We start from the raw sequence: 21782 nt of genomic DNA, 5'->3' as shown, positions 1-21782 counted from the left end.
CCCGTCGGTCTGAACCGGTCCGGTCGAAGGACAGGTCCGGTCGGACGACAGGTCCGGTCGAAGGCGTGCCCGTCGGGCGCACACGCACATCCCGCACCCCGGCTGCCCCACCTCCTCAGGGACGTGGGGCACCGCCCTGTCCGCGGCGGCTCCCGCGCTTCCCCCACCCCGTACCGTGGCTCAGGTGACGACGACCTCCCTCGGCACCGCGTTCACGCGCTCCCGGTCCTGGGCCCGCGCGCACCCCCTCGCGCCCGACGGCGTCCTCGCCGCCGCCGTCTTCGTCGCCATGCTGGTCGGTTCCTTCGCCGATCCGAGCACCGGCCACAACACCCCCACCTTCGGCACCCGCAGCCCCACCGTCCTCAGCGTCTGCCTCATGCTCCTCGGCGCCGCCCTGATCGTCCTGCGCCGCCGCGCCCCCATGCCCGTCCTGCTGTGCACCGGCGCGGTGACCGCCGTGGAGCTGGTCACCGGCGACCCCCCGGCCCCCGTCGTCGTCAGCGCCGTCGTCGCGCTCTACACCGTCGCCGCCCACACCGACCGCCCCACCACCTGGCGCGTCGGCCTCGCCACCATGACCGTCCTCACCGCCGCCGCGATGTGCTTCGGCTCAAGCCCCTGGTACGCGCAGGCGAACCTCGCGGTCTTCGCCTGGAGCGGCATGGCCTGCGCGGCCGGGGACGCCGTACGGAGCCGGCGCGCCTTCATCGACGCGATACGGGAGCGGGCCGAACGCGCGGAACGGACCCGCGAGGAGGAGGCCCGCCGACGCGTCGCCGAGGAACGCCTCCGTATCGCCCGCGACCTGCACGACGTCGTCGCGCACCACATCGCCCTCGTCAACGTCCAGGCGGGCGTCGCCTCCCACGTCATGGACAAGCGCCCCGACCAGGCCAAGGAAGCCCTCGCCCACGTACGGGAGGCCAGCCGCTCCGCGCTCAACGAGCTGCGCGCCACCGTCGGGCTGCTGCGCCAGTCCGGCGACCCGGAGGCGCCCACCGAACCGGCCCCCGGGCTTGCGCACGTCGAAGGGCTCCTGGAGACCTTCCGCAACGCGGGCCTGCCCGTCACCTTCGCGGCCGGCGAGGGCGTCCCGCGCCTGCCCGCCGCCGTCGACCTCGCCGCGTACCGGATCATCCAGGAGGCCCTGACCAACACGCGGAAGCACGCGGGGCCCGGCGCCAGGGCCGAGGTGAGTGTCGTACGGGTCGGCCCGACCGTCGAGGTCACCGTCCTCGACAACGGCGAGGGCACCGGCGAACCGGCCGACGGCGGCGGCCACGGCCTCCTCGGCATGCGCGAACGGGTCACCGCGCTCGGCGGCGCCCTCACCGCGGGACCCCGCTACGGGGGAGGCTTCCGCACCCAGGCCATACTCCCGGTGAAGGGGCACCTCCAGGCGGCCTCCTCCGCGCCGCCCGCGCGGACCCCCGCCGTACCACCGCCCACACCCACCGCGCCCACCGGGGAGACCGCATGACCATCAGGGTGCTGCTCGCCGACGACCAGACGCTGCTGCGCAGCGCCTTCCGCGTCCTGGTCGACTCCGAGCCCGACATGGAGGTCGTCGGCGAGGCCGCCGACGGCGCCCAGGCCGTCACCCTCGCGCGCGAACTGCGCGCGGACGTCGTCCTGATGGACATCCGCATGCCCGGTACGGACGGCCTCGCCGCCACCCGCATGATCAGCGCCGACCCCGAACTCGCCGGGGTGCACGTCGTGATGCTGACGACGTTCGAAGTGGACGAGTACGTGCTCCAGTCGCTGCGCGCGGGCGCCTCCGGCTTCCTCGGCAAGGGCGCGGAGCCCGAGGAACTGCTCAACGCGATCCGGATCGCCGCCGCCGGCGAGGCGCTGCTCTCGCCCCTCGCGACCAAGGGCCTGATCGCCACCTTCCTCGCCCAGGGCGGCAGTTCGGTGGACGACCGGGACATGGCGGCGTACTCCGAGCGCCTCACCGCGCTCACCGTGCGCGAGCGCGAGGTCCTCGTGCTCGTCGCGGGCGGCCACTCCAACGACGAGATCGCCGAGCGCCTCGCGGTGAGCCCGCTGACCGTCAAGACCCATGTGAACCGGGCGATGGCCAAACTCGGTGCCCGCGACCGTGCCCAATTGGTGGTAATCGCGTACGAATCGGGCCTGGTCCGTCCAAGGGTGGAGTGACGCCACACCGCCACGTACTCCAGACGCGGTATGCGGTGCGTAAGGAAATGGACCTACGGGCTACGCATCCGCCCCGGGGATGGCAGATCGTAGAGGAGGACGGCCGTCACTGTGCCCGCACGGTGGGACCGTCCCCGCAGACTTCCCCGGTCGGGCTCCCGCGCCCACCCTGCCGCGTACACCACAGAAGAGAGACCCCATGTCCTGGCTGTCCAGATTCAGCCTCGCGCAACGGGCCCTGATAGGGCTGATGTCGATCATCGCGATCGTCTTCGGCGCGATCGCGATCCCTCAGCTCAAGCAACAACTGCTGCCGTCCATCGAACTGCCGATCGTCTCCGTGCTCGCCCCCTACCAGGGCGCCTCGCCGGACGTGGTCGAGAAGCAAGTCGTCGAGCCCCTGGAGAACTCGCTCAAGGCCGTCGACGGCATCAGCGGTGTCACCTCCACGGCCAGCGAGGGCAACGCCGTCGTCATGGCCAGCTTCGACTTCGGCAGCGAGAACACCAAGCAGCTCGTCGCGGACGTCCAGCAGGCCGTGAACCGGGCCCGCAGCCAGCTCCCCGACACCGTCGACCCGCAGGTCGTGGCCGGCTCGACGGACGACATCCCGACCGTCGTCCTCGCCGTCACCTCCGACAAGGACCAGCAGGCGCTCGCCGACCAGCTGGACCGCTCGGTCGTCCCCGCCCTGGAGGACATCGACGGCGTCGGCCAGGTCACCGTGGACGGCGTGCGGGACCTCCAGGTCTCCGTCACCCCCGACCCCAAGAAGCTCGCCGCGGCCGGTCTGAGCAACCAGGCACTCGCCGACGCGCTGCGGACCGGCGGCGCGACCGTCCCCGCCGGTTCCTTCGAGGAGGACGGCAAGAGCCGTACCGTGCAGGTCGGCGGCGGCTACACCTCGCTCCGGCAGATCGAGGACCTGCGGATCACCCCCCAGCCCGCCCCCGGCGGCGCGGGCCCGGCCGGGCCCGCGAAGCCCGTACGGCTCGGTGACCTCGCCACCGTCGAGGAGAAGCCGTCCACCGCGGTCTCCCTGGCCCGGACGAACGGCAGGCCCAGCCTCGCGATCGCGATCACGATGGACAAGGACGGCAGCGCCGTCGCCATCTCCGACGCCGTCAAGGACAAGCTGCCGGACCTGCGCGAGGACCTCGGCTCCGGCGCCACCCTCACCGTCGCCAGCGACCAGGGCCCGGCCGTCTCCAAGTCGATCTCCGGACTGACCACCGAGGGCGCGCTCGGCCTGCTCTTCGCGGTCATCGTGATCCTGGTCTTCCTGGGCTCGCTGCGCTCCACCCTGGTCACCGCGATCTCCATCCCGCTCTCCGTCGTCCTGGCGCTGATCGTCCTGTGGACGCGCGACCTCTCGCTCAACGTGCTCACCCTCGGCGCGCTGACCATCGCGATCGGCCGGGTCGTCGACGACTCGATCGTGGTGCTGGAGAACATCAAGCGGCACCTGGGCTACGGCGAGGAGCGCTACAGCGCCATCACCGTGGCGGTCAAGGAGGTCGCGGGCGCGGTCACCTCGTCCACCCTCACCACCGTCGCCGTGTTCCTGCCGATCGGACTGGTCGGCGGCATCGTCGGCGAACTGTTCGGCTCGTTCTCGCTCACCGTGACGGCGGCGCTGCTCGCCTCGCTGCTCGTCTCGCTGACCGTCGTACCGGTGTTCTCGTACTGGTTCCTGCGCCCGCCGAAGGAGTCCGTCGGCGTCGAACCCGCCGAGGCCCGCCGCCTGGCGGAGGAGAAGGAGAACAAGAGCCGGCTCCAGCGCTTCTACGTGCCGGTGCTGCGCTTCGCCACCCGCAAGCGCCTCACCAGCGTGGGCATCGCGGCCGTCGTGCTGATCGCCACGTTCGGCATGGCGCCGCTGCTCAAGACCAACTTCTTCGACCAGGGCGACCAGGAAGTCATCTCCCTCAACCAGGAGTTGCCGGCCGGCACCGGGCTCACCACGGCCGACGCCGCCGCGAAGAAGGTCGAGAAGGTCCTCGCGGGCATCGACACGATCAAGGACTACCAGGTCACGGTCGGCTCGTCCGGCTTCCTGGCGGCCTTCGGCGGCGGTACGGGCGCCAACCAGGCGTCGTACAACATCACGCTCAAGGACGCCTCGACGTACGAGGAGACCACCGACCGGATCGAGAAGGAGCTGGCCGGCGTCGACGGCATCGGCGACACCACGGTCTCCGCGGGCGGCGGCTTCGGCAGCCAGGACCTCAGCGTCGTGGTGAAGGCCTCCGACGGGGCGGTGCTCGAAAAGGCCGCCGCGCAGGTACGGGACGCCGTCGCCACGCTGGACGACGTCACCGACGTCCAGAGCGACCTGGCGCAGAGCGTGCCGCGCATCTCGGTCAAGGCGACGCCCAAGGCGGCGGACGCGGGCTACAACGACGCGACCCTCGGGGCGGTGGTCGGCCAGGCCGTCCGCGGCACCCAGGCCGGTACGGCGATCCTGGACGACACCGAACGCGACGTCGTGGTCACCTCGGCCACCCCGGCCGTGACGATCGCCCAGCTCAAGAACCTGCCGCTGAACGGCGTCAAGCTCGGCCAGATCGCCGACGTGGCGCTCGTCCCCGGGCCGGTCTCGATGACCCGGATCGACGGCGCCCGCGCGGCGACGATCACGGCCAGGCCGACCGGTGACAACACCGGCGCGGTGAGCGCCACGCTCCAGACGAAGATCGACGCGCTGAAGCTGCCGGCCGGGGCGACCGCCTCCATCGGCGGTGTCTCGCAGGACCAGGACGACGCGTTCGTCAACCTGGGGCTCGCCATGCTGGCGGCCGTCGCGATCGTCTTCATGCTGCTGGTCGGCACCTTCCGGTCGCTGATCCAGCCGCTGATCCTGCTGGTCTCCATCCCGTTCGCGGCGACCGGCGCCCTCGGCCTGCTGATCGTGACCGGGACCCCGCTGGGCGTCCCGGCGATGATCGGCATGCTGATGCTGATCGGCATCGTGGTCACCAACGCGATCGTGCTGATCGACCTGATCAACCAGTACCGCAAGCAGGGGCTCGGCGTGGTCGAGGCCGTCGTCGAGGGCGGCCGTCACCGGCTCCGCCCGATCCTGATGACGGCCCTGGCGACGATCTTCGCGCTGCTGCCGATGGCCCTGGGCATCACCGGCGAGGGCGGCTTCATCGCCCAGCCGCTGGCGGTCGTGGTGATCGGCGGTCTGATCTCGTCCACGGTCCTGACGCTGCTGCTCGTACCGACGCTGTACGCGATGGTCGAGCTGCGCAAGGAGCGCCGGGCGGCCAAGAAGGCGGCCAAGCGGGACCCCGAGGCGGGATCCGCCCCGTCGGAGCCCTCGGCTCCGGAGCCCGCGAAGGTCTGACCGACCGGTCCACGCACGCACACCGCACACCGCACCGCCCCCGGAGCGACTGCTCCGGGGGCGGTGTCATGTGGTCGTACGCCGTTGGTCATGCGGTCGTACGTGTACGTGCCTACGGCAGCGACAGCATCCGCTCCAGCGCCAGCCGGGAGAAGTCCGCCGTCTCCTTGTCGACCTGGATCCGGTTGACCTCGTTGCCCTCGGCCAGCGACTCCAGCGTCCACACCAGGTGTGGCAGGTCGATGCGGTTCATGGTGGAGCAGAAGCAGACCGTACGGTCGAGGAAGACGATCTCCTTGTCCTCGGCGGCGAAACGGTTCGCCAGCCGCTGGACCAGGTTCAGCTCCGTACCGATCGCCCACTTCGAGCCGGCCGGGGCTTCTTCCAGCGCCTTGATGATGTATTCGGTCGAGCCGACGTAGTCGGCGGCGCTGACGACCTCGTGCTTGCACTCCGGGTGCACCAGGACGTTCACCCCCGGGATCCGCTCCCGCACGTCACGGACGGACTCGACCGAGAACCGGCCGTGCACCGAGCAGTGGCCGCGCCACAGGATCATCTTGGCGTCCCGCAGCTCCTGGGTGGTCAGCCCGCCGTTCGGCTTGTGCGGGTTGTAGAGGACGCAGTCCTCCAGGGACAGCCCCAGGTCCCGTACGGCGGTGTTGCGCCCGAGGTGCTGGTCCGGCAGGAAGAGGACCTTGTCGCCCTGCTCGAAGGCCCAGTTCAGCGCGCGCTCGGCGTTCGAGGACGTGCAGATCGTGCCGCCGTGCCTGCCGGTGAAGGCCTTGATGTCCGCCGACGAGTTCATGTACGAGACCGGCACGACCCGCTCGGCGATCCCGGCCTCCGTCAGGACGTCCCAGCACTCCGCGACCTGCTCGGCCGTCGCCATGTCGGCCATGGAGCAGCCCGCCGCCAGGTCCGGCAGCACCACCTTCTGGCCCGGGCCGGTGAGGATGTCCGCCGACTCGGCCATGAAGTGCACCCCGCAGAAGACGATGTACTCCGCCTCGGGGCGGGCGGCGGCGTCCCTGGCGAGTTTGAAGGAGTCACCGGTGACGTCGGCGAACCGGATGACCTCGTCGCGCTGGTAGTGGTGGCCGAGGACGAACACCTTGTCCCCGAGCTTCTCCTTTGCCGCGCGGGCGCGCTCCACCAGGTCCGGGTCGGACGGGGAGGGCAGATCGCCGGGACACTCCACGCCCCGCTCGCTGCGCGGGTCGGCCTGGCGGCCGAGCAGCAGCAGGGCGAGGGGAGTCGGCTGGACGGCCAGGTCCTGCTGGGGTTGGGCGGTGGTCACGTCACGCACCCTTTCTTCTCTGCGAACGAGCCTTTTCGTCTATTTGACGTTATCTATCATAACCGCTTCATGTCACTTTGACGATGGCGATAGCGTCGATGTGACGCATTCCCGTTCGGGAATCCCGCGAAGGCTCCCGCTCCCGTTCCGCGACCCCGTGTGCGAGCATGAAGAAGGGAATGACACACGCCAGGGTCCGGAATGAATCCGCGGCCGCGCCGGTTGCAGTGTCGGCAAGCAGTCCGTACCAACCCGGGAGAGAAGCAGATGTCCGTATCGGACGACACCAAAACCGTGAGCGACGGCATCCTCCTGTCGGATGCAGCCGCGGGCAAGGTCAAGGCCCTGCTGGACCAGGAAGGCCGGGACGACCTCGCGCTGCGCGTGGCTGTCCAGCCCGGCGGCTGCTCGGGCCTCCGCTACCAGCTCTTCTTCGACGAGCGCTCGCTCGACGGGGATGTCGTCAAGGACTTCGGCGGCGTCAAGGTCGTCACCGACCGGATGAGCGCCCCCTACCTGGGCGGCGCCTCCATCGACTTCGTCGACACCATCGAGAAGCAGGGCTTCACGATCGACAACCCGAACGCGTCGGGCTCCTGCGCCTGTGGAGACTCCTTCAGCTAGTACGGCCGGTCCGGCCGTACCGGACCAGCACCGAAAGGCGGCGGCCCCGACCGGGACCGCCGCCTTTCGCGTGCGCGTGACCACGGGACCGTACGGGCCCCGTGTCACCTCCTCAGCCTCGCGGCACCGGCTCACCCGTGGCCGCGTTGACCACGCTCCGCTCCCGGAGCGGCGCCTTGAGCGCCACCGTCGCCGTCCGCTCCTTCGCCATCGCCACACACACCCGGTCGGGGTCGGGATCCGCCTGGTACACGGTCACCTTCACGTCCGGGCCCTTCTCGTCGGCCCGGGCCGCGTACGACCCGCACACCCCGGCCCAGAAGCGCACGGTCAGGGTCGTGCCCTCGGAGTCGTACGAGATCATGGGGCGCAGCGCCCCACCGGCGCCGTCCGGATCGACAGCCCCCGACCCGCCCCCGCCGGGTGCCTCCTTGTGCGGCGGTACGGAGGGTGCCGCCGGCGCGGTCAGGAACTCCGGCGCCACCGCCGTCCTGGTCACCGTGTACGGCTCCGCGCCCCCGCCGGGCGCCACCCGGAACAGCCACGCGGGCACCAGCGCCGGTGCGCCGCCCTCGGCCTCCAGGGCGAGCCCGAAGACCGCCCGGTCGATCACCAGCGGCTCCGGGGCGGCGGGACCCGTCCCTGGCTCGCAGGGAGCGGCGGGCTTCATCTCGCCCTCCAGCGGCTCCGCCGTCGCACAGCCGCCGATCCCCGGCCCGGGCGGGCCGCCGGCCGTACGGTTCAGCTCCGCCAGTGCCGCGTCCGCGCCGACCACCGGGTACTCCCGGTCCCGCTCCGGGGCCAGGAGCTGCCCGCTGCCGCCGGTCACCGTGGAGTCCGCGCCGACCTGGATCCCCGTCGACCAGCCGTACGTGGGCAGCCCGCCGACCACCGGATCCGCGTTCACCACCCGGACCGCGCCCATCACCTGCCGCGCGTCCAGCTTCGCGTCGTCCTGGCCCAGCGCCTTGAGCACCGGGGCCGCGGCCTTCTTCGCCGCCGCCTCGCTCACCGCGGCCCCCTCGCCGGCCGCGAGGTCCCCGCTCGGGCAGCTCTTGCCCTTGAGGCAGTTGTCACCGCCCGGCGAAGGACCGAAGCGCGCGAACGTCCACGTCCCCGGGGCCTGCTTCTCCACCCGCAGCAGCGGCCCGGAACCGTCCTGGTCCGTGCCCACCTTCCACGTCGTCCCGTCCGTGCGCGGGGTCCCCGCCACACCGAGCGCCGCCGCCAGTTCCGCCACGTCGGCCGAGGTGACCGTGCCGTCCGTGCGGAAGACGGGCGCCGCGTCCGGCCCTTCGGGCAGCTCGACACCGGCGCGGTACGTCACCCCGTTCGGGTCCGGCTCGCCCGGCGCGATCCCCGGGGGCGGCGCTGACGGCTCCGCGGCCCGGGCCGCGCTGTCCAGGGCGAGGGGCGGGGGTTCGCTCTTCGCCCCCGCGCCGCCACCCCCGCCCCCCGGGGTGGCGCCCGCGAGATACAGCCCGCCGCCCCCCGCGATCAGGACCGCTGCCACCACCGTCGCGACGGCCAGCGGGGAACGCCGCCGGCGCGGACCGCCGGTACCGGTGCTCGGGTCGGGCTCCGTACCCTCCGTACTCGTCACGGCTTCGCTCCTTCGACCACGTACGTGTCCCCGGACGGGGACACCGGTGGGACGGAAGGGAGCGCCGCGCGGTTCCCCCGAAGGGGGGACAGGCGGGGAGTCGGCCCGGATCGGGCGCGCGCGGCCGATCCGGATCAGCAGTCGCCGTACCCGGACATCTTGTCCAGCAGCCGCACTGATCCCGGCGGTACGGTCACGCCGTGGATCAGGGACGGCGGTACGGGGGCCCGCGTCCCGGCGGACCGCGCTGCCCAGTGCGCCGCCATCCGCGCGCAGTCCTCGCGGAGCCCGGCCAGGGTCACCTCGTCCCCACCATCGGTCTCACTTCCGGTCTCACTTCCGGCCGGAGGGGTACTCAAGGGGTTCTCGAACGGCACGCTGTCCATGGCCATGGACGAAGCGTCGCACGGACCGGCTCGCGAAGAAAGTTGTACTTTCGGGTCATTTTCCGGGTTGGGGCCTCTTAGGAGGGCGGCCGGGCAACCGGTAGCGTGAACTGTCAACCGTTCTCCTCCCCAGGAGCGTTCACGCCGTGCGAATCGCAGTCACCGGCTCCATCGCCACCGACCACCTGATGACCTTCTCCGGCCGCTTCTCCGACCTGCTGGTCGCCGAGCAGCTCCACACGGTCTCCCTCTCCTTCCTGGTCGACAACCTCGACGTACGCAGGGGCGGTGTCGGCGCGAACATCTGCTTCGGCATGGGCCAGCTCGGCACCGGACCCATCCTGGTCGGCGCCGCCGGCGCGGACTTCGACGAATACCGCGCCTGGCTCGACCGGCACGGCGTCGACACCGCCTCGGTCCGGATCTCCGAGGTCCTCCACACGGCCCGGTTCGTCTGCACCACGGACGCCGACCACAACCAGATCGGCTCCTTCTACACGGGCGCGATGAGCGAGGCCCGCCAGATCGAGCTCAAGAAGGTCGCCGACCGCGTCGGCGGCCTCGACCTCGTCCTGATCGGCGCGGACGACCCCGAGGCGATGCTCCGCCACACCGAGGAGTGCCGCTCCCGCAAGATCCCGTTCGCCGCGGACTTCTCGCAGCAGATCGCCCGGATGACCGGCGACGACATCCGCACCCTGCTCGAAGGCGCCACCTACCTCTTCTCCAACGAGTACGAGAAGGGGCTCATCGAGTCCAAGACCGGCCTGACCGACGAGGAGATCCTCGCCAAGGTCGGCCACCGCGTCACCACCCTCGGCAAGCGCGGCGTGCGCATCGAATCCGTCGGCGCGGACCCGATCGAGGTCGGCTGCCCCGAGGAGGACAGGAAGGCCGACCCCACCGGAGTCGGCGACGCCTTCCGCGCGGGCTTCCTCTCCGGCCTGTCCTGGGGCGTCGGCCTGGAGCGCGCGGCCCAGGTGGGCTGCATGCTGGCGACACTCGTCATCGAGACGGTCGGCACCCAGGAGTACACGCTCGCCCGCACGCACTTCATGGAGCGCTTCACCAAGGCGTACGGCCACGACGCGGCCACCGAGGTCAGGGCGCACCTGGTCTGAGGCGGCGCCGGGCGGTCCCGCCCCCCGCCTCACGACACCCGGCGGACCACATACGCGGCACCGTGGTCCGCCGGCTCCTCGCCCACGTACTCCTGGCCCCGCATCGCGCACCACGCCGGGATGTCCAGCCGCGCCGCCTCGTCGTCCGCGAGGACCGTCACCGTCCCGCCGACCGGCACGTCCGCGATCACCTTCGCCAGCTCGATCACCGGGATCGGGCAGCGACGCCCGAGCGCGTCCACCACCAGCGTGTCCACCACGAGCGGGGGCGTCGCGCCCGGACCGGTGACCGTGACCGGCGCGCCCAGCCGCTCCCGTACCCCCGCCACCGCCCCGGGCAGCAACTCCAGGAACCGCTCCACCTCCGCCGCCGGGGTGCCGGGCGGCAGCGAGACCCGTACGTTCCCCTCCGACAGCACGCCCATCGCCCGCAGCACATGGCTGGGGGTGAGCGTGCTGCTCGTGCAGGACGAGCCGGAGTTGACGGAGAAGTCCGCCAGGTCCAGCGCGTGCACCAGCGCCTCGCCGTCGACATAGAGACACGAGAAGGTCACCAGGTGGGGGAGTCGGCGCAGCGGATCGCCCACCACCTCGACATCGGGGACCAGTTCCGGCACCCGGGCCCGGACCAGGTCCACCAGCGCCCGCAGCCGCGCGTCCTCCGCCGCGGCCTCCGCCCGTACCGCGCGCAGGGACGCCGCCGCCGCCACGACCGCCGGAATGTTCTGGAAGCCGGGGGTCCGCCCCGACTCCCGCTCGTCGGCCGGGCCTTGGGGCGCGAACCGCACCCCCTTGCGGACGGCCAGCAGCCCCACCCCCGCCGGACCGCCCCATTTGTGGGCACTCGCGGTCAGCACCGACCAGCCGCCCTCCACCGGCCCCCACCCCAGCGACTGCGCCGCGTCCACCAGCAGCGGGACCCCCCGGTCCCGGCACACCCCGGCGACCCCGGCCACCGGCTGCTCCGTCCCCACCTCGTGGTTGGCGGACTGGAGACAGGCCAGCGCCGTGTCCGTACGCAGGACTTCACCGTACGACTCGGGCGAAACCGCCCCGAACCGGTCCACCGGCACCTCGGTCACGTCACCGCCGGACGCCGCCGCGTGCAGCACCGAGGAGTGCTCCACCGCGGAGACGGCCACGTGCCGGCCGACACGCCGGCGGCCCGCGAGGACCCCGGCCACGCCCGCGTGCACCGCGTGCGTCCCGGACGGGGTGAACACCAGCTCGTCGGGACGGCAGCCCACGGCCTCCGCCGCGGCCTCCCGCGCCGCGTCCAGCAGCAGCGCCGCCCGCCGCCCCTCCCGGTACAGCCGGGCGGGGTCGGCCCACCCCTCGTCCAGCGAGGCCTGGAGCGCCTGGCGCGCGACGGGGTGGAGCGGGGCGGACGAGGCGGCGTCGAAGTAGGGCACGCCGCCACGCTAACCCCGGGGCCCGGCGGCCCAGTCGGCGACGGCGCCCGGAGGGGGTGTCAGAAGCGTCCCGGAGGGGGGTATTCCACCCCTTCGAGGTGCGCGGCGGCGCGTTGGGCACCCTCGCTGCGTGACCCCAAATTGCGTCCAGTAGGGTTTGGTCCGCATAAACATCCAAACCCCTGCCCGCGTCAGGGCCGGCGACCGACCGACACGGCCGCAGCCGGCCGTGCGGGCGAGACTCTCGGGAAGGCGCTACGTGAGTCCCAACGGCTCCGACCGCTCGTCGCGGCGCCCGATGCGGCGGACGCTGCCGCAGGTGCTGACTGCGGGCCTGATCCTTGCGACCGCCACCGGTTGCACGTACAAGGACTTCCCCCGCCTGGGTATGCCCACCCCGGTGACGGAAGAGGCCCCTCGGATCCTCTCCCTCTGGCAGGGCTCGTGGGCGGCAGCGCTCATCACGGGCGTACTGGTATGGGGTCTGATCCTGTGGAGCGTCATCTTCCACCGGCGCAGCCGCACCAAGGTGGAGGTACCTCCGCAGACCCGGTACAACATGCCCATCGAGGCGCTGTACACCGTGGTCCCCCTCATCATCGTCTCGGTGCTCTTCTACTTCACCGCGCGTGACGAGACGAAGCTCCTCAACCTCTCCGACAAGCCGGCCCACACTGTGAACGTGGTCGGCTACCAGTGGAGCTGGGGCTTCAACTACATCGAGAACGTGGACGGCGACGCGACCACCGGGACGAAGATCCCCAGTGAGATCAGCTCCATCCCGAACCGGTTCCTCAAGGACTTCCCGAAGGGCGCCGAAGGCGTCTACGACGCCGGCGTCCCGGGCGAGCGGAATCCGCAGACCGGCAACCCCGGCCCGACCCTCTGGCTCCCCAAGGGCGAGAAGGTCCGCTTCATCCTGACCTCCCGCGACGTCATCCACGACTTCTGGGTGGTGCCCTTCCTGATGAAGATGGACGTCGTCCCCGGCCACACCAACGCCTTCGAGGTGACCCCCAATCAGGAGGGCACCTTCAAGGGCAAGTGCGCCGAACTCTGCGGCGTCGACCACTCCCGGATGCTCTTCAACGTCAAGGTGGTCTCCCCGGAGCGTTACCAGCAGCACCTCAAGGACCTGGCGAAGGAAGGCCAGAACGGCTACATCCCGGCGGGCATCGCGCAGACGGACCCCGCCAGGAACGCGGAGGACAAGAACCTGTGAGCATCCTCGACGAACCCCAGGGTGCCGCCGCGGCGGAGGACGCGTACCAGAACGAGATTCCGGTACGCCCCAAGCAGCCCGGCAGCGTCGTCGTGAAGTGGCTGACCACCACCGATCACAAGACGATCGGCACGATGTACCTGATCACGTCGTTCGCGTTCTTCTGCATCGGCGGGGTGATGGCGCTCTTCATGCGCGCCGAGCTGGCCCGTCCCGGCACGCAGATCATGTCGAACGAGCAGTTCAACCAGGCGTTCACGATGCACGGCACGATCATGCTGCTGATGTTCGCGACGCCGCTGTTCGCCGGATTCGCGAACTGGATCATGCCGCTCCAGATCGGTGCGCCCGACGTGGCGTTCCCGCGGCTGAACATGTTCGCCTACTGGCTCTACCTCTTCGGCTCGATCATCGCCGTCAGCGGCTTCATCACCCCCCAGGGTGCCGCCGACTTCGGATGGTTCGCCTACTCCCCGCTGTCGGACGCGGTCCGCTCGCCGGGTGTCGGCGCCGACCTGTGGATCATGGGCCTGGCCTTCTCCGGCTTCGGCACGATCCTCGGTTCGGTCAACTTCATCACCACGATCATCTGCATGCGCGCGCCCGGCATGACGATGTTCCGCATGCCGATCTTCACCTGGAACGTGCTGCTGACCGGTGTGCTGGTCCTGCTCGCCTTCCCGGTGCTCGCCGCCGCCCTCTTCGCACTGGAGGCGGACCGCAAGTTCGGAGCACATGTCTTTGATGCCGCCAACGGCGGAGCCCTGTTGTGGCAACACCTCTTCTGGTTCTTCGGGCATCCAGAGGTGTACATCATCGCCCTGCCCTTCTTCGGGATCATCTCCGAGATCATTCCGGTGTTCAGCCGGAAGCCGATGTTCGGTTACATCGGCCTGATCGCGGCGACGATCTCCATCGCCGGCCTGTCCGTGACCGTGTGGGCCCACCACATGTACGTCACCGGCGGAGTCCTGCTGCCGTTCTTCTCCTTCATGACGTTCCTCATCGCGGTCCCGACCGGGGTGAAGTTCTTCAACTGGATCGGCACGATGTGGAAGGGCTCGCTGTCCTTCGAGACACCGATGCTCTGGACGATCGGCTTCCTGATCACCTTCGCCTTCGGTGGTCTGACCGGCGTCATCCTGGCCTCGCCGCCGCTGGACTTCCACGTCTCCGACTCGTACTTCGTGGTCGCGCACTTCCACTACGTCGTCTTCGGCACCGTGGTGTTCGCTATGTTCGCCGGATTCCACTTCTGGTGGCCGAAGTTCACCGGGAAGATGCTGGACGAACGGCTCGGCAAGATCACCTTCTGGACGCTGTTCATCGGCTTCCACGGCACGTTCCTCGTCCAGCACTGGCTGGGCGCGGAAGGCATGCCACGGCGGTACGCGGACTATCTCGCCGCCGACGGATTCACCGCGCTGAACACCATCTCCACGATCAGCTCGTTCCTGCTCGGCCTGTCGATCCTGCCGTTCTTCTACAACGTGTGGAAGACCGCCAAGTACGGCAAGAAGGTCGAGGTCGACGACCCGTGGGGCTACGGCCGTTCACTCGAATGGGCGACTTCCTGCCCGCCCCCGCGGCACAACTTCCTCACCCTGCCGCGCATCCGTTCCGAATCCCCGGCGTTCGATCTCCACCACCCGGAGATCGCCGCGCTCGAACAGCTGGAGAACGCCGGTCACGGAGCCGGTACCGGCGCCCTCGCCGGTGGCAAGGAGGCCGGGAAGTGAAGATCCAAGGCACGCTCTTCCTCTGGCTGAGCGTCTTCATCCTGGGCATCGCCGTCCTGTACGGCGTGTGGTCCAAGGAGGCCGCCGGCACCACGGCGCTCTTCCTGGCCTTCGGCCTGACGATCATGATCGGTTTCTACCTGTCCTTCACGGCCCGGCGTGTCGACGCCATGGCCCAGGACAACAAGGACGCCGACGTCGCGGACGAGGCCGGCGAGGTGGGCTTCTTCTCCCCGCACAGCTGGCAGCCCTTCTCGCTCGCCGTCGGCGGCGCGCTCGGCTTCCTGGGCATCGCGATCGGCTGGTGGCTGCTGTACTTCTCGGCGCCGCTGATCCTGGTGGGCCTGTGGGGCTGGGTCTTCGAGTACTACCGCGGCGAGAGCCGCACCCAGTAGCACGACCCGAGGCGAAAAGAGGCCGGACACTCCGAGAGGAGTGCCCGGCCTCCCCCCGTTCGGCCTACTCCGTCGCGCTGTGGAAGGCGAAGCTTCATAGCGTGAGGGGCATGAACCACACGCCACGCTTCCGCACCGTTCTCAGCTGCATCCTGCTGGTCGTGTCCCTCGGGGCGGGCGCGACCGCGTGCGGGGACGGCAACGACAACCCCCTCTCGGCCGAGCCCTACGACGCCGCCGGGCAGATCGCGTTCAGCGCCCCCTCCGGCAGCGAGAAGGCCAACCCCGACAAGCCCCTGGAAGTCACCTCCAAGGGCGGTGGCGGCCGCATCACGGACGTCACGGCCACCGACACCTCGGGCCGCTACCTCGCCGGTGAACTCACCGCCGACGGCTCACGCTGGCGCTCCACCGCCCCGCTCGCCGCCGGCACCCGCTACACCGTCCACGTCGCCACCGAGGACGACGGCGGCGCCCCCGGCTCCCGGACCCTCTCCTTCGACACCCAGGCCCCCAAGGGCAAGAAGCTCCTCACGGTCAAGTTCGGCCCCGAGGCGGGCAAGTACGGCGTCGGGCAGCCCGTCACGGCGACCCTCAGCGCCCCGGTCAAGGCGAAGGCGGACCGCGCCGTCGTCGAACGCTCCCTCAGGGTGCGCTCCAGCCCCGGCGCCCAGGGCGCCTGGCACTGGGTGGACAGCAAGACCCTGCACTTCAGGCCGAAGGAGTTCTGGCCCGCCAACGGCACCGTCACCGCGACCAGTACGCTCCAAGGAGTGAGGGTCGGCCGGTTGTACGGCGGGCCCGTGAAGCCGCTGAAGCTGTCCACCGGCGACCGCGTCGAGGCCGTGGCCGACGCCGGATCGCACTACATGACGGTCTTCCGCAACGGCAAAGAGATAAAAAGCATCCCCGTGACCACCGGCAAACCGGGCTTCTCCACGCGTAACGGGATCAAAGTGATCCTGGGCAAGGAGCAGTTCGTCCGGATGCGGGGAACGAGCGTCGGCATCGCGGCCGGCAGCGGTGAGTCGTACGACCTGCCCGTCTACTGGGCGACCCGCGTCACCTGGAGCGGTGAGTATGTGCACGCCGCGCCCTGGTCCGTCGGCTCGCAGGGCTCCGCCAACGTCAGCCACGGCTGCGTGGGGATGTCCACCGAGAACGCGAAGTGGTTCTTCGGGGTCGTCCGCCAGGGCGACATCGTGCGGGTCGTCAACAGCGAGGGTCACACGATGGAGAACTTCGGCAACGGGTTCGGCGACTGGAACCTGAGCTGGGACAAGTGGCGCGGCGGCAGCGTCCTGACCGCCGGGGTCCCGGAGGGCACCGGGCGCGCGGCGGCCGGACGGCTGCGTCCCGAGGTCTGACGGGCGACGGCGACGGGCGGCTGCGGTACCGGACCACTCCCGCACCGCAGCCGCCCGTTCGCGTCGTCGTGGACCGGACCGGGCGGGACTACGCCCCCACGGCCTGCCTCGTACGCAGCAGGGCGGCCAGGGTGTCCGCGAAGCCGACCGGTTCGACCGGAAGGGTCACCGCGGCGTCCGCGCGGCTCCAGGTGGCCAGCCAGGCGTCCTGCGGGCGCCCGATCAGGAGCAGCACGGGCGGGCAGTTGAAGATCTCGTCCTTGATCTGCCGGCAGACGCCCATGCCGCCCGACGGCGCGGCCTCGCCGTCCAGCACGCAGACGTCGATGCCGCCCCGGTCCAGGGCCTTGATCACCGCGGGAAGGGTGGCGCACTCCAGGAAGCGGATCGGCGGCACGTCGGCGGCCGGCCTGCGTCCCGCCGCCAGCCGTACCTGCTCGCGGGTGTTCGCGTCGTCGCTGTAGACCAGCACCGTGGCGGTCGGCTGCATTGTTCCTCCGTGACATCCGTGTCTGCGAGGGCTTCAGGGGCTCCAGGGCACGTGCCCTGAACCGATGCGCGGATGCTACTCCGTCGGACAGCTTGTCAGCACGGGTAATGACAGCTCTTCGCTGGGCCGTTCGGGCTGGACAGGCGCATGGACACACCGAACTGCACCCCCCGGAGTGAGGGCGGGATAAGGGACCGACATAATGTCGGTCGTGGCGACAGCAACGACAGTAGAAACCGGGCACGCGCACCCGTCGGTCAATCGGCCGAACCTCACCAGCGTCGGAACGATCATCTGGCTGAGTTCCGAGCTGATGTTCTTCGCGGCCCTCTTCGCGATGTACTTCACCCTGCGATCCGTGACGGGGGAGGAGCACTGGAAGGAAGTGGCGTCGTCCCTGAACGTTCCGTTCTCGGCGACGAACACCACGATCCTGGTGCTCTCCTCACTCACCTGCCAGCTCGGCGTCTTCGCCGCGGAGCGCGGTGACGTGAAGAAGCTCCGCACCTGGTTCGTGATCACGTTCGTGATGGGTGCGATCTTCATCGGCGGTCAGATCTTCGAGTACACCGAACTGGTCAGGAACGACGGCATCTCGCTGTCCTCCGACCCGTACGGCTCGGTGTTCTACCTGACCACCGGCTTCCACGGTCTGCATGTGACAGGTGGTCTGATCGCCTTCCTGTTCGTCCTCGGCAGGACGTACGCGGCCAAGAGGTTCACCCACGAACAAGCAACCGCCGCCATCGTTGTGTCCTATTACTGGCACTTCGTCGATGTGGTCTGGATCGGCCTTTTCGCCACGATCTACTTGATCAAGTAACGGACCGCGCCCCTGAGCGCGTCCGCACACTGTCCAGCAAGCACCGACGCAGAAGATCCTGACACCGGGGTAATCCGTGAAAAAGCTCTCCGCACGACGACGCCATCCGCTGGCGGCGGTCGTCGTCCTACTCCTCGCGCTGGCGGCCACCGGGGGGCTGTACGCGGCGTTCGCGCCCGCGGACAAGGCGCAGGCCGACACCACCTCCCAGTCACTCGCCATCGAGGAGGGCAAGAAGCTCTACTCCGTGGGCTGCGCGAGCTGCCACGGAGTGGGCGGCCAGGGCAGCAGCGACGGTCCCTCCGTGGTGGGCGTCGGCGCGGCCGCCGTGGACTTCCAGGTCGGCACCGGCCGCATGCCGGCCCAGCAGCCCGGCGCGCAGGTGCCGAAGAAGAAGGTCATCTACTCGCAGAAGGAGATCGACCAGCTCGCCGCGTACGTCGCGTCCCTCGGCGCGGGACCCGCCCAGCCGACCTCGGAGCAGTACAGCCCCGACGGCGCGGACATCGCCAAGGGCGGCGACCTGTTCCGTACCAACTGCACGCAGTGCCACAACTTCACGGGCGAGGGCGGCGCGCTGACACACGGCAAGACCGCACCGAACCTGAACGGCGTCAGCCCGAAGCACATCTACGAGGCCATGCAGACCGGCCCGCAGAACATGCCGTCCTTCCCGGACACGACGATGCCGGAACAGCAGAAGAAGGACCTCATCGCGTACATCCAGGCGGTGAACGGCGCGGACTCCCCGAGCCCCGGCGGCCTCAATCTGGGCGGCCTCGGCCCCGTCAGTGAGGGCCTGTTCGGCTGGATCTTCGGGCTCGGCGCATGTATCGCAGTCGCCATCTGGGTCGCGGCCCACACCGCTAAGGCCAAGAAGTCATGAGTAGCCAAGAGATTCCAGAAGAAGAGAACCTGCCGAGCGCGCAGGAGCCAGGGCACGGCGGCGCGGTCGAGCGGGCGGACGATCCGTTCGCCGACCCGGGACTGCCCGCGCATCAGCCGCGGATCCAGGACATCGACGAGCGGGCCGCCAAGCGGTCCGAGCGGGTGGTCGCCTTCCTGTTCCTGCTCTCGATGCTGGCGACGGTCGCGTTCATCGCGTCCTTCGTCGCGTTCCCCGTGGACAAGATCGTCTACATCTGGCCGCTCGGGCACATCAGCATCCTGAACTTCTCGCTGGGAGTGACGCTCGGCGTCGCCCTGTTCTGCATCGGCGCCGGCGCGGTCCACTGGGCGCGCACGCTGATGTCGGACGTCGAGATGACCGACGAGCGCCACCCCATCGCGGCGACGCCCGAGGTCAAGGCCAAGGTCCTGGCGGACTTCGCGGCCGGTGCGTCGGAGTCCGGCTTCGGCCGGCGCAAGCTGATCCGCAACACGATGTTCGGGGCGCTGGCGTTCGTACCGCTCTCCGGTGTGGTGCTGCTGCGCGACCTCGGCCCGCTGCCGGAGAAGAAGCTCCGCAGCACCCTGTGGGCCAAGGGCAAGCAGCTCATCAACATGAACACCCTGGAGCCGCTGCGTCCCGAGGACGTCGTCGTGGGCTCGCTGACCTTCGCCATGCCCGAGGGCCTGGAGGAGGACAGCGAGGAGTTCCAGCAGGAGATCGCCAAGGCGGCCCTGATGATCGTCCGTATCCAGCCGGACGACATCAAGGACAAGCGCGAACTCGAGTGGTCCCACGAGGGGATCGTGGCCTACTCGAAGATCTGCACCCACGTCGGCTGCCCGATCAGCCTGTACGAGCAGCAGACGCACCACGTGCTCTGCCCGTGCCACCAGTCCACCTTCGACCTCTCCGACGGCGCCCGGGTCCTCTTCGGCCCGGCCGGTCACGCTCTTCCGCAGCTGCGGATCGGAGTGAACGGTGAGGGCAACCTCGAGGCGCTCGGCGACTTCGAAGAGCCCGTCGGCCCTGCCTTCTGGGAGCGCGGATGAGTAACAGCTCGGACGAGACGAACAACCGCAAGACGCCCGCCGGGGAACGGGTCGCCGACTGGGCGGACGGCCGGCTGGGCATCTACGGCCTGGCCAAGGCCAACATGCGGAAGATCTTCCCGGACCACTGGTCCTTCATGCTGGGCGAGGTCAGCCTCTACAGCTTCATCATCATCATCCTCACGGGTGTCTATCTGACGCTGTTCTTCCACCCGTCGATGAACGAGGTCGTCTACCACGGCAGTTACGTCCCCCTCCAGGGCGTACGGATGTCGGAGGCGTTCTCCTCGACGCTGGACATCAGCTTCGACGTCCGCGGCGGTCTGCTGATCCGCCAGATCCACCACTGGGCCGCGCTGATCTTCCTCGCGGCGATGCTCGTGCACATGATGCGCGTGTTCTTCACGGGTGCGTTCCGCAAGCCCCGTGAGGTCAACTGGCTGTTCGGCTTCCTGCTGTTCGTCCTCGGCATGTTCACCGGGTTCACCGGTTACTCGCTCCCCGACGACCTGCTGTCCGGCACCGGTGTGCGCTTCGTGCAGGGCGCGATCCTGTCCGTGCCGATCGTCGGTACGTACATCTCGATGTTCCTGTTCGGCGGAGAGTTCCCCGGCGGCGACTTCGTGAGCCGGTTCTACTCGGTCCACATCCTGCTGCTGCCCGGACTGATGCTGGGCCTGGTGGCCGGGCACCTGATCCTGGTGTTCGTGCACAAGCACACCCAGTTCGCGGGCCCCGGCCGTACGGAGAAGAACGTCGTCGGCATGCCTCTGCTGCCGATCTACATGGCGAAGGCCGGCGGGTTCTTCTTCCTGGTCTTCGGCGTGATCTCGGTCGTCTCGGCGATCGCCACGATCAACCCGATCTGGGCCATCGGCCCCTACCGGCCCGACCAGGTCTCCACCGGCGCGCAGCCCGACTGGTACATGGGCTTCTCCGAGGGGCTCATCCGGTTCATGCCCGGCTGGGAGATCAACTTCTGGGGCCACACCCTGGTCCTGGGCGTGTTCATCCCGCTGGTCATCTTCCCGATGGTCCTCGTCGCGATCGCGGTGTACCCGTTCATCGAGGCGTGGGTCACCAAGGACGACCGGGAGCACCACATCGCGGACCGGCCGCGCAACGCGCCGACCCGTACGGCCTTCGGTGTCGCCTGGCTGTCGTGGTACTTCGTGCTGCTGGTCGGCGGTGGGAACGACATCTGGGCCACGCACTTCCATCTGTCGATCAACACGATCACCTGGTTCGTCCGGGTCGGGTTCTTCGTCGTCCCGGTCCTCACCTTCCTCGTCACCAAGCGGTTCTGCCTCGGCCTCCAGCGCCGGGACGCGGAGAAGGTGCTGCACGGACGCGAGTCCGGGCTCATCAAGCGGCTGCCGCACGGCGAGTTCGTCGAGGTCCACACGCCGCTGGACCAGGGCGACCTGTACAAGCTCACCGCGCACGACCAGCCCAAGCCGGCCGAACTCGGCCCGACGGTCGACGAGAACGGTGTCGAGCGCAAGGTCTCGCCGGTCGAGAAGGCGCGGGTGAAGCTCAGCAAGGGCTTCTACGGGGAGAACACCCAGATCCCCAAGCCCACCGCCGAGGAGTACAAGGAGATCACGAGCGGCCACGGCCACCACTGATCCCACCGGCCCCCAGGGTCGCCACCACCGCGGGCCCCGGCCCGGTCTCCTCCCCGGAGACCGGCCGGGGCCCGCGGCGTTGGCGGACGTCCTCCGGCGCGGTCCCGGCACCCCCGGCACCCCCGGGACCGGATGGTCCGCAGTACGGGCACCGGGCCCGCCGGGGCGGTGTCCGCCGATAGGCTGGGCCGTGGGTCCGGCGGCAGGCCGGGG

General features: G+C 69.9%; 18 protein-coding genes. 13 read left to right on the top strand and 5 right to left on the bottom strand.

Annotation, left to right across the window (positions count from 1 at the left end; translation table 11 throughout):
* Nucleotides 1–184 precede the first annotated feature (184 nt).
* The 3 genes from ACIODU_RS27405 (at nucleotide 185) to ACIODU_RS27395 (ending at nucleotide 5518) form a co-directional block, all read left to right on the top strand.
* Nucleotides 185–1483, top strand: a complete 1299-nt coding sequence (locus ACIODU_RS27405; protein ID WP_401770644.1) for a sensor histidine kinase — start codon at nucleotides 185–187, stop codon at nucleotides 1481–1483.
* Nucleotides 1480–2166 carry a response regulator transcription factor gene (locus ACIODU_RS27400; protein ID WP_356430773.1) on the top strand — a complete coding sequence of 229 codons (687 nt, stop codon included), beginning with the start codon at nucleotides 1480–1482 and terminating at the stop codon, nucleotides 2164–2166. Before ACIODU_RS27405 ends, ACIODU_RS27400 begins: the two co-directional genes overlap by 4 nt.
* A 199-nt stretch (nucleotides 2167–2365) precedes the next feature.
* On the top strand, nucleotides 2366–5518 hold the full coding sequence (locus ACIODU_RS27395) for an efflux RND transporter permease subunit (RefSeq protein ID WP_401770640.1): 3153 nt from the start codon (nucleotides 2366–2368) through the stop codon (nucleotides 5516–5518).
* A gap of 112 nt (nucleotides 5519–5630) precedes the next feature.
* Here the strand turns inward: ACIODU_RS27395 and nadA are convergent, their stop codons facing one another.
* The gene (gene nadA / locus ACIODU_RS27390; RefSeq protein ID WP_401770637.1) at nucleotides 5631–6827 is read right to left on the bottom strand and encodes a quinolinate synthase NadA; all 1197 of its coding nucleotides are present in this window, start codon (nucleotides 6825–6827) and stop codon (nucleotides 5631–5633) included.
* Between the two features lie 258 nt (nucleotides 6828–7085).
* Between nadA and ACIODU_RS27385 the strand changes: the two genes are divergently transcribed.
* Nucleotides 7086–7442 (top strand): iron-sulfur cluster assembly accessory protein, encoded by a 357-nt coding sequence (locus ACIODU_RS27385; protein WP_161310179.1) that lies wholly within the window; start codon nucleotides 7086–7088, stop codon nucleotides 7440–7442.
* 112 nt (nucleotides 7443–7554) lie between these two features.
* On the opposite strand, the gene ACIODU_RS27380 is transcribed toward ACIODU_RS27385, so the two are convergent.
* Both ACIODU_RS27380 and ACIODU_RS27375 read right to left on the bottom strand, forming a co-directional pair.
* Nucleotides 7555–9045 (bottom strand): hypothetical protein, encoded by a 1491-nt coding sequence (locus tag ACIODU_RS27380; RefSeq protein ID WP_401770635.1) that lies wholly within the window; start codon nucleotides 9043–9045, stop codon nucleotides 7555–7557.
* Nucleotides 9046–9179: 134 nt separating this feature from the next.
* A complete protein-coding gene (locus tag ACIODU_RS27375) occupies nucleotides 9180–9437 on the bottom strand; it encodes a hypothetical protein (protein ID WP_401770849.1) in 258 nt (85 codons plus the stop codon).
* Nucleotides 9438–9577: 140 nt separating this feature from the next.
* Here ACIODU_RS27375 and ACIODU_RS27370 point away from each other — a divergent pair, with 140 nt between their 5' ends.
* The gene (locus ACIODU_RS27370; RefSeq protein ID WP_401770633.1) at nucleotides 9578–10552 is read left to right on the top strand and encodes a carbohydrate kinase family protein; all 975 of its coding nucleotides are present in this window, start codon (nucleotides 9578–9580) and stop codon (nucleotides 10550–10552) included.
* Nucleotides 10553–10581: 29 nt separating this feature from the next.
* Here ACIODU_RS27370 and ACIODU_RS27365 read toward each other — a convergent pair whose 3' ends face one another.
* Entirely contained in the window at nucleotides 10582–11964 is a 1383-nt protein-coding gene (locus ACIODU_RS27365; protein ID WP_401770631.1) for a cysteine desulfurase/sulfurtransferase TusA family protein, read from the bottom strand.
* Between the two features lie 259 nt (nucleotides 11965–12223).
* Between ACIODU_RS27365 and coxB the strand changes: the two genes are divergently transcribed.
* From coxB to ACIODU_RS27345, 4 genes are all read left to right on the top strand, one after another.
* Complete coding sequence (coxB, locus tag ACIODU_RS27360; protein WP_161307688.1) at nucleotides 12224–13186, top strand: cytochrome c oxidase subunit II; 963 nt, start codon at nucleotides 12224–12226, stop codon at nucleotides 13184–13186.
* On the top strand, nucleotides 13183–14925 hold the full coding sequence (gene ctaD, locus ACIODU_RS27355) for a cytochrome c oxidase subunit I (protein ID WP_356430762.1): 1743 nt from the start codon (nucleotides 13183–13185) through the stop codon (nucleotides 14923–14925). Before coxB ends, ctaD begins: the two co-directional genes overlap by 4 nt.
* Nucleotides 14922–15320, top strand: a complete 399-nt coding sequence (locus ACIODU_RS27350) for a cytochrome c oxidase subunit 4 (RefSeq protein WP_161307686.1) — start codon at nucleotides 14922–14924, stop codon at nucleotides 15318–15320. Before ctaD ends, ACIODU_RS27350 begins: the two co-directional genes overlap by 4 nt.
* A 110-nt stretch (nucleotides 15321–15430) precedes the next feature.
* On the top strand, nucleotides 15431–16687 hold the full coding sequence (locus ACIODU_RS27345; RefSeq protein WP_401770628.1) for an Ig-like domain-containing protein: 1257 nt from the start codon (nucleotides 15431–15433) through the stop codon (nucleotides 16685–16687).
* A gap of 88 nt (nucleotides 16688–16775) precedes the next feature.
* Here the strand turns inward: ACIODU_RS27345 and ACIODU_RS27340 are convergent, their stop codons facing one another.
* A complete protein-coding gene (locus ACIODU_RS27340; RefSeq protein ID WP_356430758.1) occupies nucleotides 16776–17177 on the bottom strand; it encodes a hypothetical protein in 402 nt (133 codons plus the stop codon).
* 202 nt (nucleotides 17178–17379) lie between these two features.
* Here ACIODU_RS27340 and ACIODU_RS27335 point away from each other — a divergent pair, with 202 nt between their 5' ends.
* The 4 genes from ACIODU_RS27335 (at nucleotide 17380) to ACIODU_RS27320 (ending at nucleotide 21569) form a co-directional block, all read left to right on the top strand.
* Nucleotides 17380–18000: a heme-copper oxidase subunit III gene (locus ACIODU_RS27335; RefSeq protein ID WP_356430756.1), complete on the top strand. Its 621-nt coding sequence runs from the start codon at nucleotides 17380–17382 to the stop codon at nucleotides 17998–18000.
* Between the two features lie 76 nt (nucleotides 18001–18076).
* A complete protein-coding gene (locus ACIODU_RS27330; RefSeq protein WP_401770624.1) occupies nucleotides 18077–18886 on the top strand; it encodes a c-type cytochrome in 810 nt (269 codons plus the stop codon).
* The gene (locus ACIODU_RS27325) at nucleotides 18883–19941 is read left to right on the top strand and encodes a Rieske 2Fe-2S domain-containing protein (protein WP_356430754.1); all 1059 of its coding nucleotides are present in this window, start codon (nucleotides 18883–18885) and stop codon (nucleotides 19939–19941) included. The genes ACIODU_RS27330 and ACIODU_RS27325 overlap by 4 nt, the downstream gene beginning before the upstream one ends.
* On the top strand, nucleotides 19938–21569 hold the full coding sequence (locus ACIODU_RS27320; protein ID WP_356430752.1) for a cytochrome bc complex cytochrome b subunit: 1632 nt from the start codon (nucleotides 19938–19940) through the stop codon (nucleotides 21567–21569). Before ACIODU_RS27325 ends, ACIODU_RS27320 begins: the two co-directional genes overlap by 4 nt.
* The last annotated feature ends 213 nt before the right edge of the window (nucleotides 21570–21782 follow it).

This window comes from Streptomyces sp. NPDC088261 (assembly GCF_044740805.1).
Lineage (GTDB): Bacteria > Actinomycetota > Actinomycetes > Streptomycetales > Streptomycetaceae > Streptomyces.
This window is presented reverse-complemented; position numbering and strand designations above follow the sequence as displayed.

What these genes read in the sequence shown, in the direction of transcription:
- ACIODU_RS27400 (WP_356430773.1), top strand. Translation starts at nt 1,480, where the DNA reads ATGACCATCAGGGTGCTGCTCGCCGACGACCAGACGCTGCTGCGCAGC.
- ACIODU_RS27395 (WP_401770640.1), top strand. Translation starts at nt 2,366, where the DNA reads ATGTCCTGGCTGTCCAGATTCAGCCTCGCGCAACGGGCCCTGATAGGG.
- ACIODU_RS27385 (WP_161310179.1), top strand. Translation starts at nt 7,086, where the DNA reads ATGTCCGTATCGGACGACACCAAAACCGTGAGCGACGGCATCCTCCTG.
- ACIODU_RS27375 (WP_401770849.1), bottom strand. Translation starts at nt 9,437, where the DNA reads ATGGCCATGGACAGCGTGCCGTTCGAGAACCCCTTGAGTACCCCTCCG.
- ACIODU_RS27345 (WP_401770628.1), top strand. Translation starts at nt 15,431, where the DNA reads ATGAACCACACGCCACGCTTCCGCACCGTTCTCAGCTGCATCCTGCTG.
- ACIODU_RS27340 (WP_356430758.1), bottom strand. Translation starts at nt 17,177, where the DNA reads ATGCAGCCGACCGCCACGGTGCTGGTCTACAGCGACGACGCGAACACC.
- ACIODU_RS27335 (WP_356430756.1), top strand. Translation starts at nt 17,380, where the DNA reads ATGTCGGTCGTGGCGACAGCAACGACAGTAGAAACCGGGCACGCGCAC.
- ACIODU_RS27325 (WP_356430754.1), top strand. Translation starts at nt 18,883, where the DNA reads ATGAGTAGCCAAGAGATTCCAGAAGAAGAGAACCTGCCGAGCGCGCAG.
- ACIODU_RS27320 (WP_356430752.1), top strand. Translation starts at nt 19,938, where the DNA reads ATGAGTAACAGCTCGGACGAGACGAACAACCGCAAGACGCCCGCCGGG.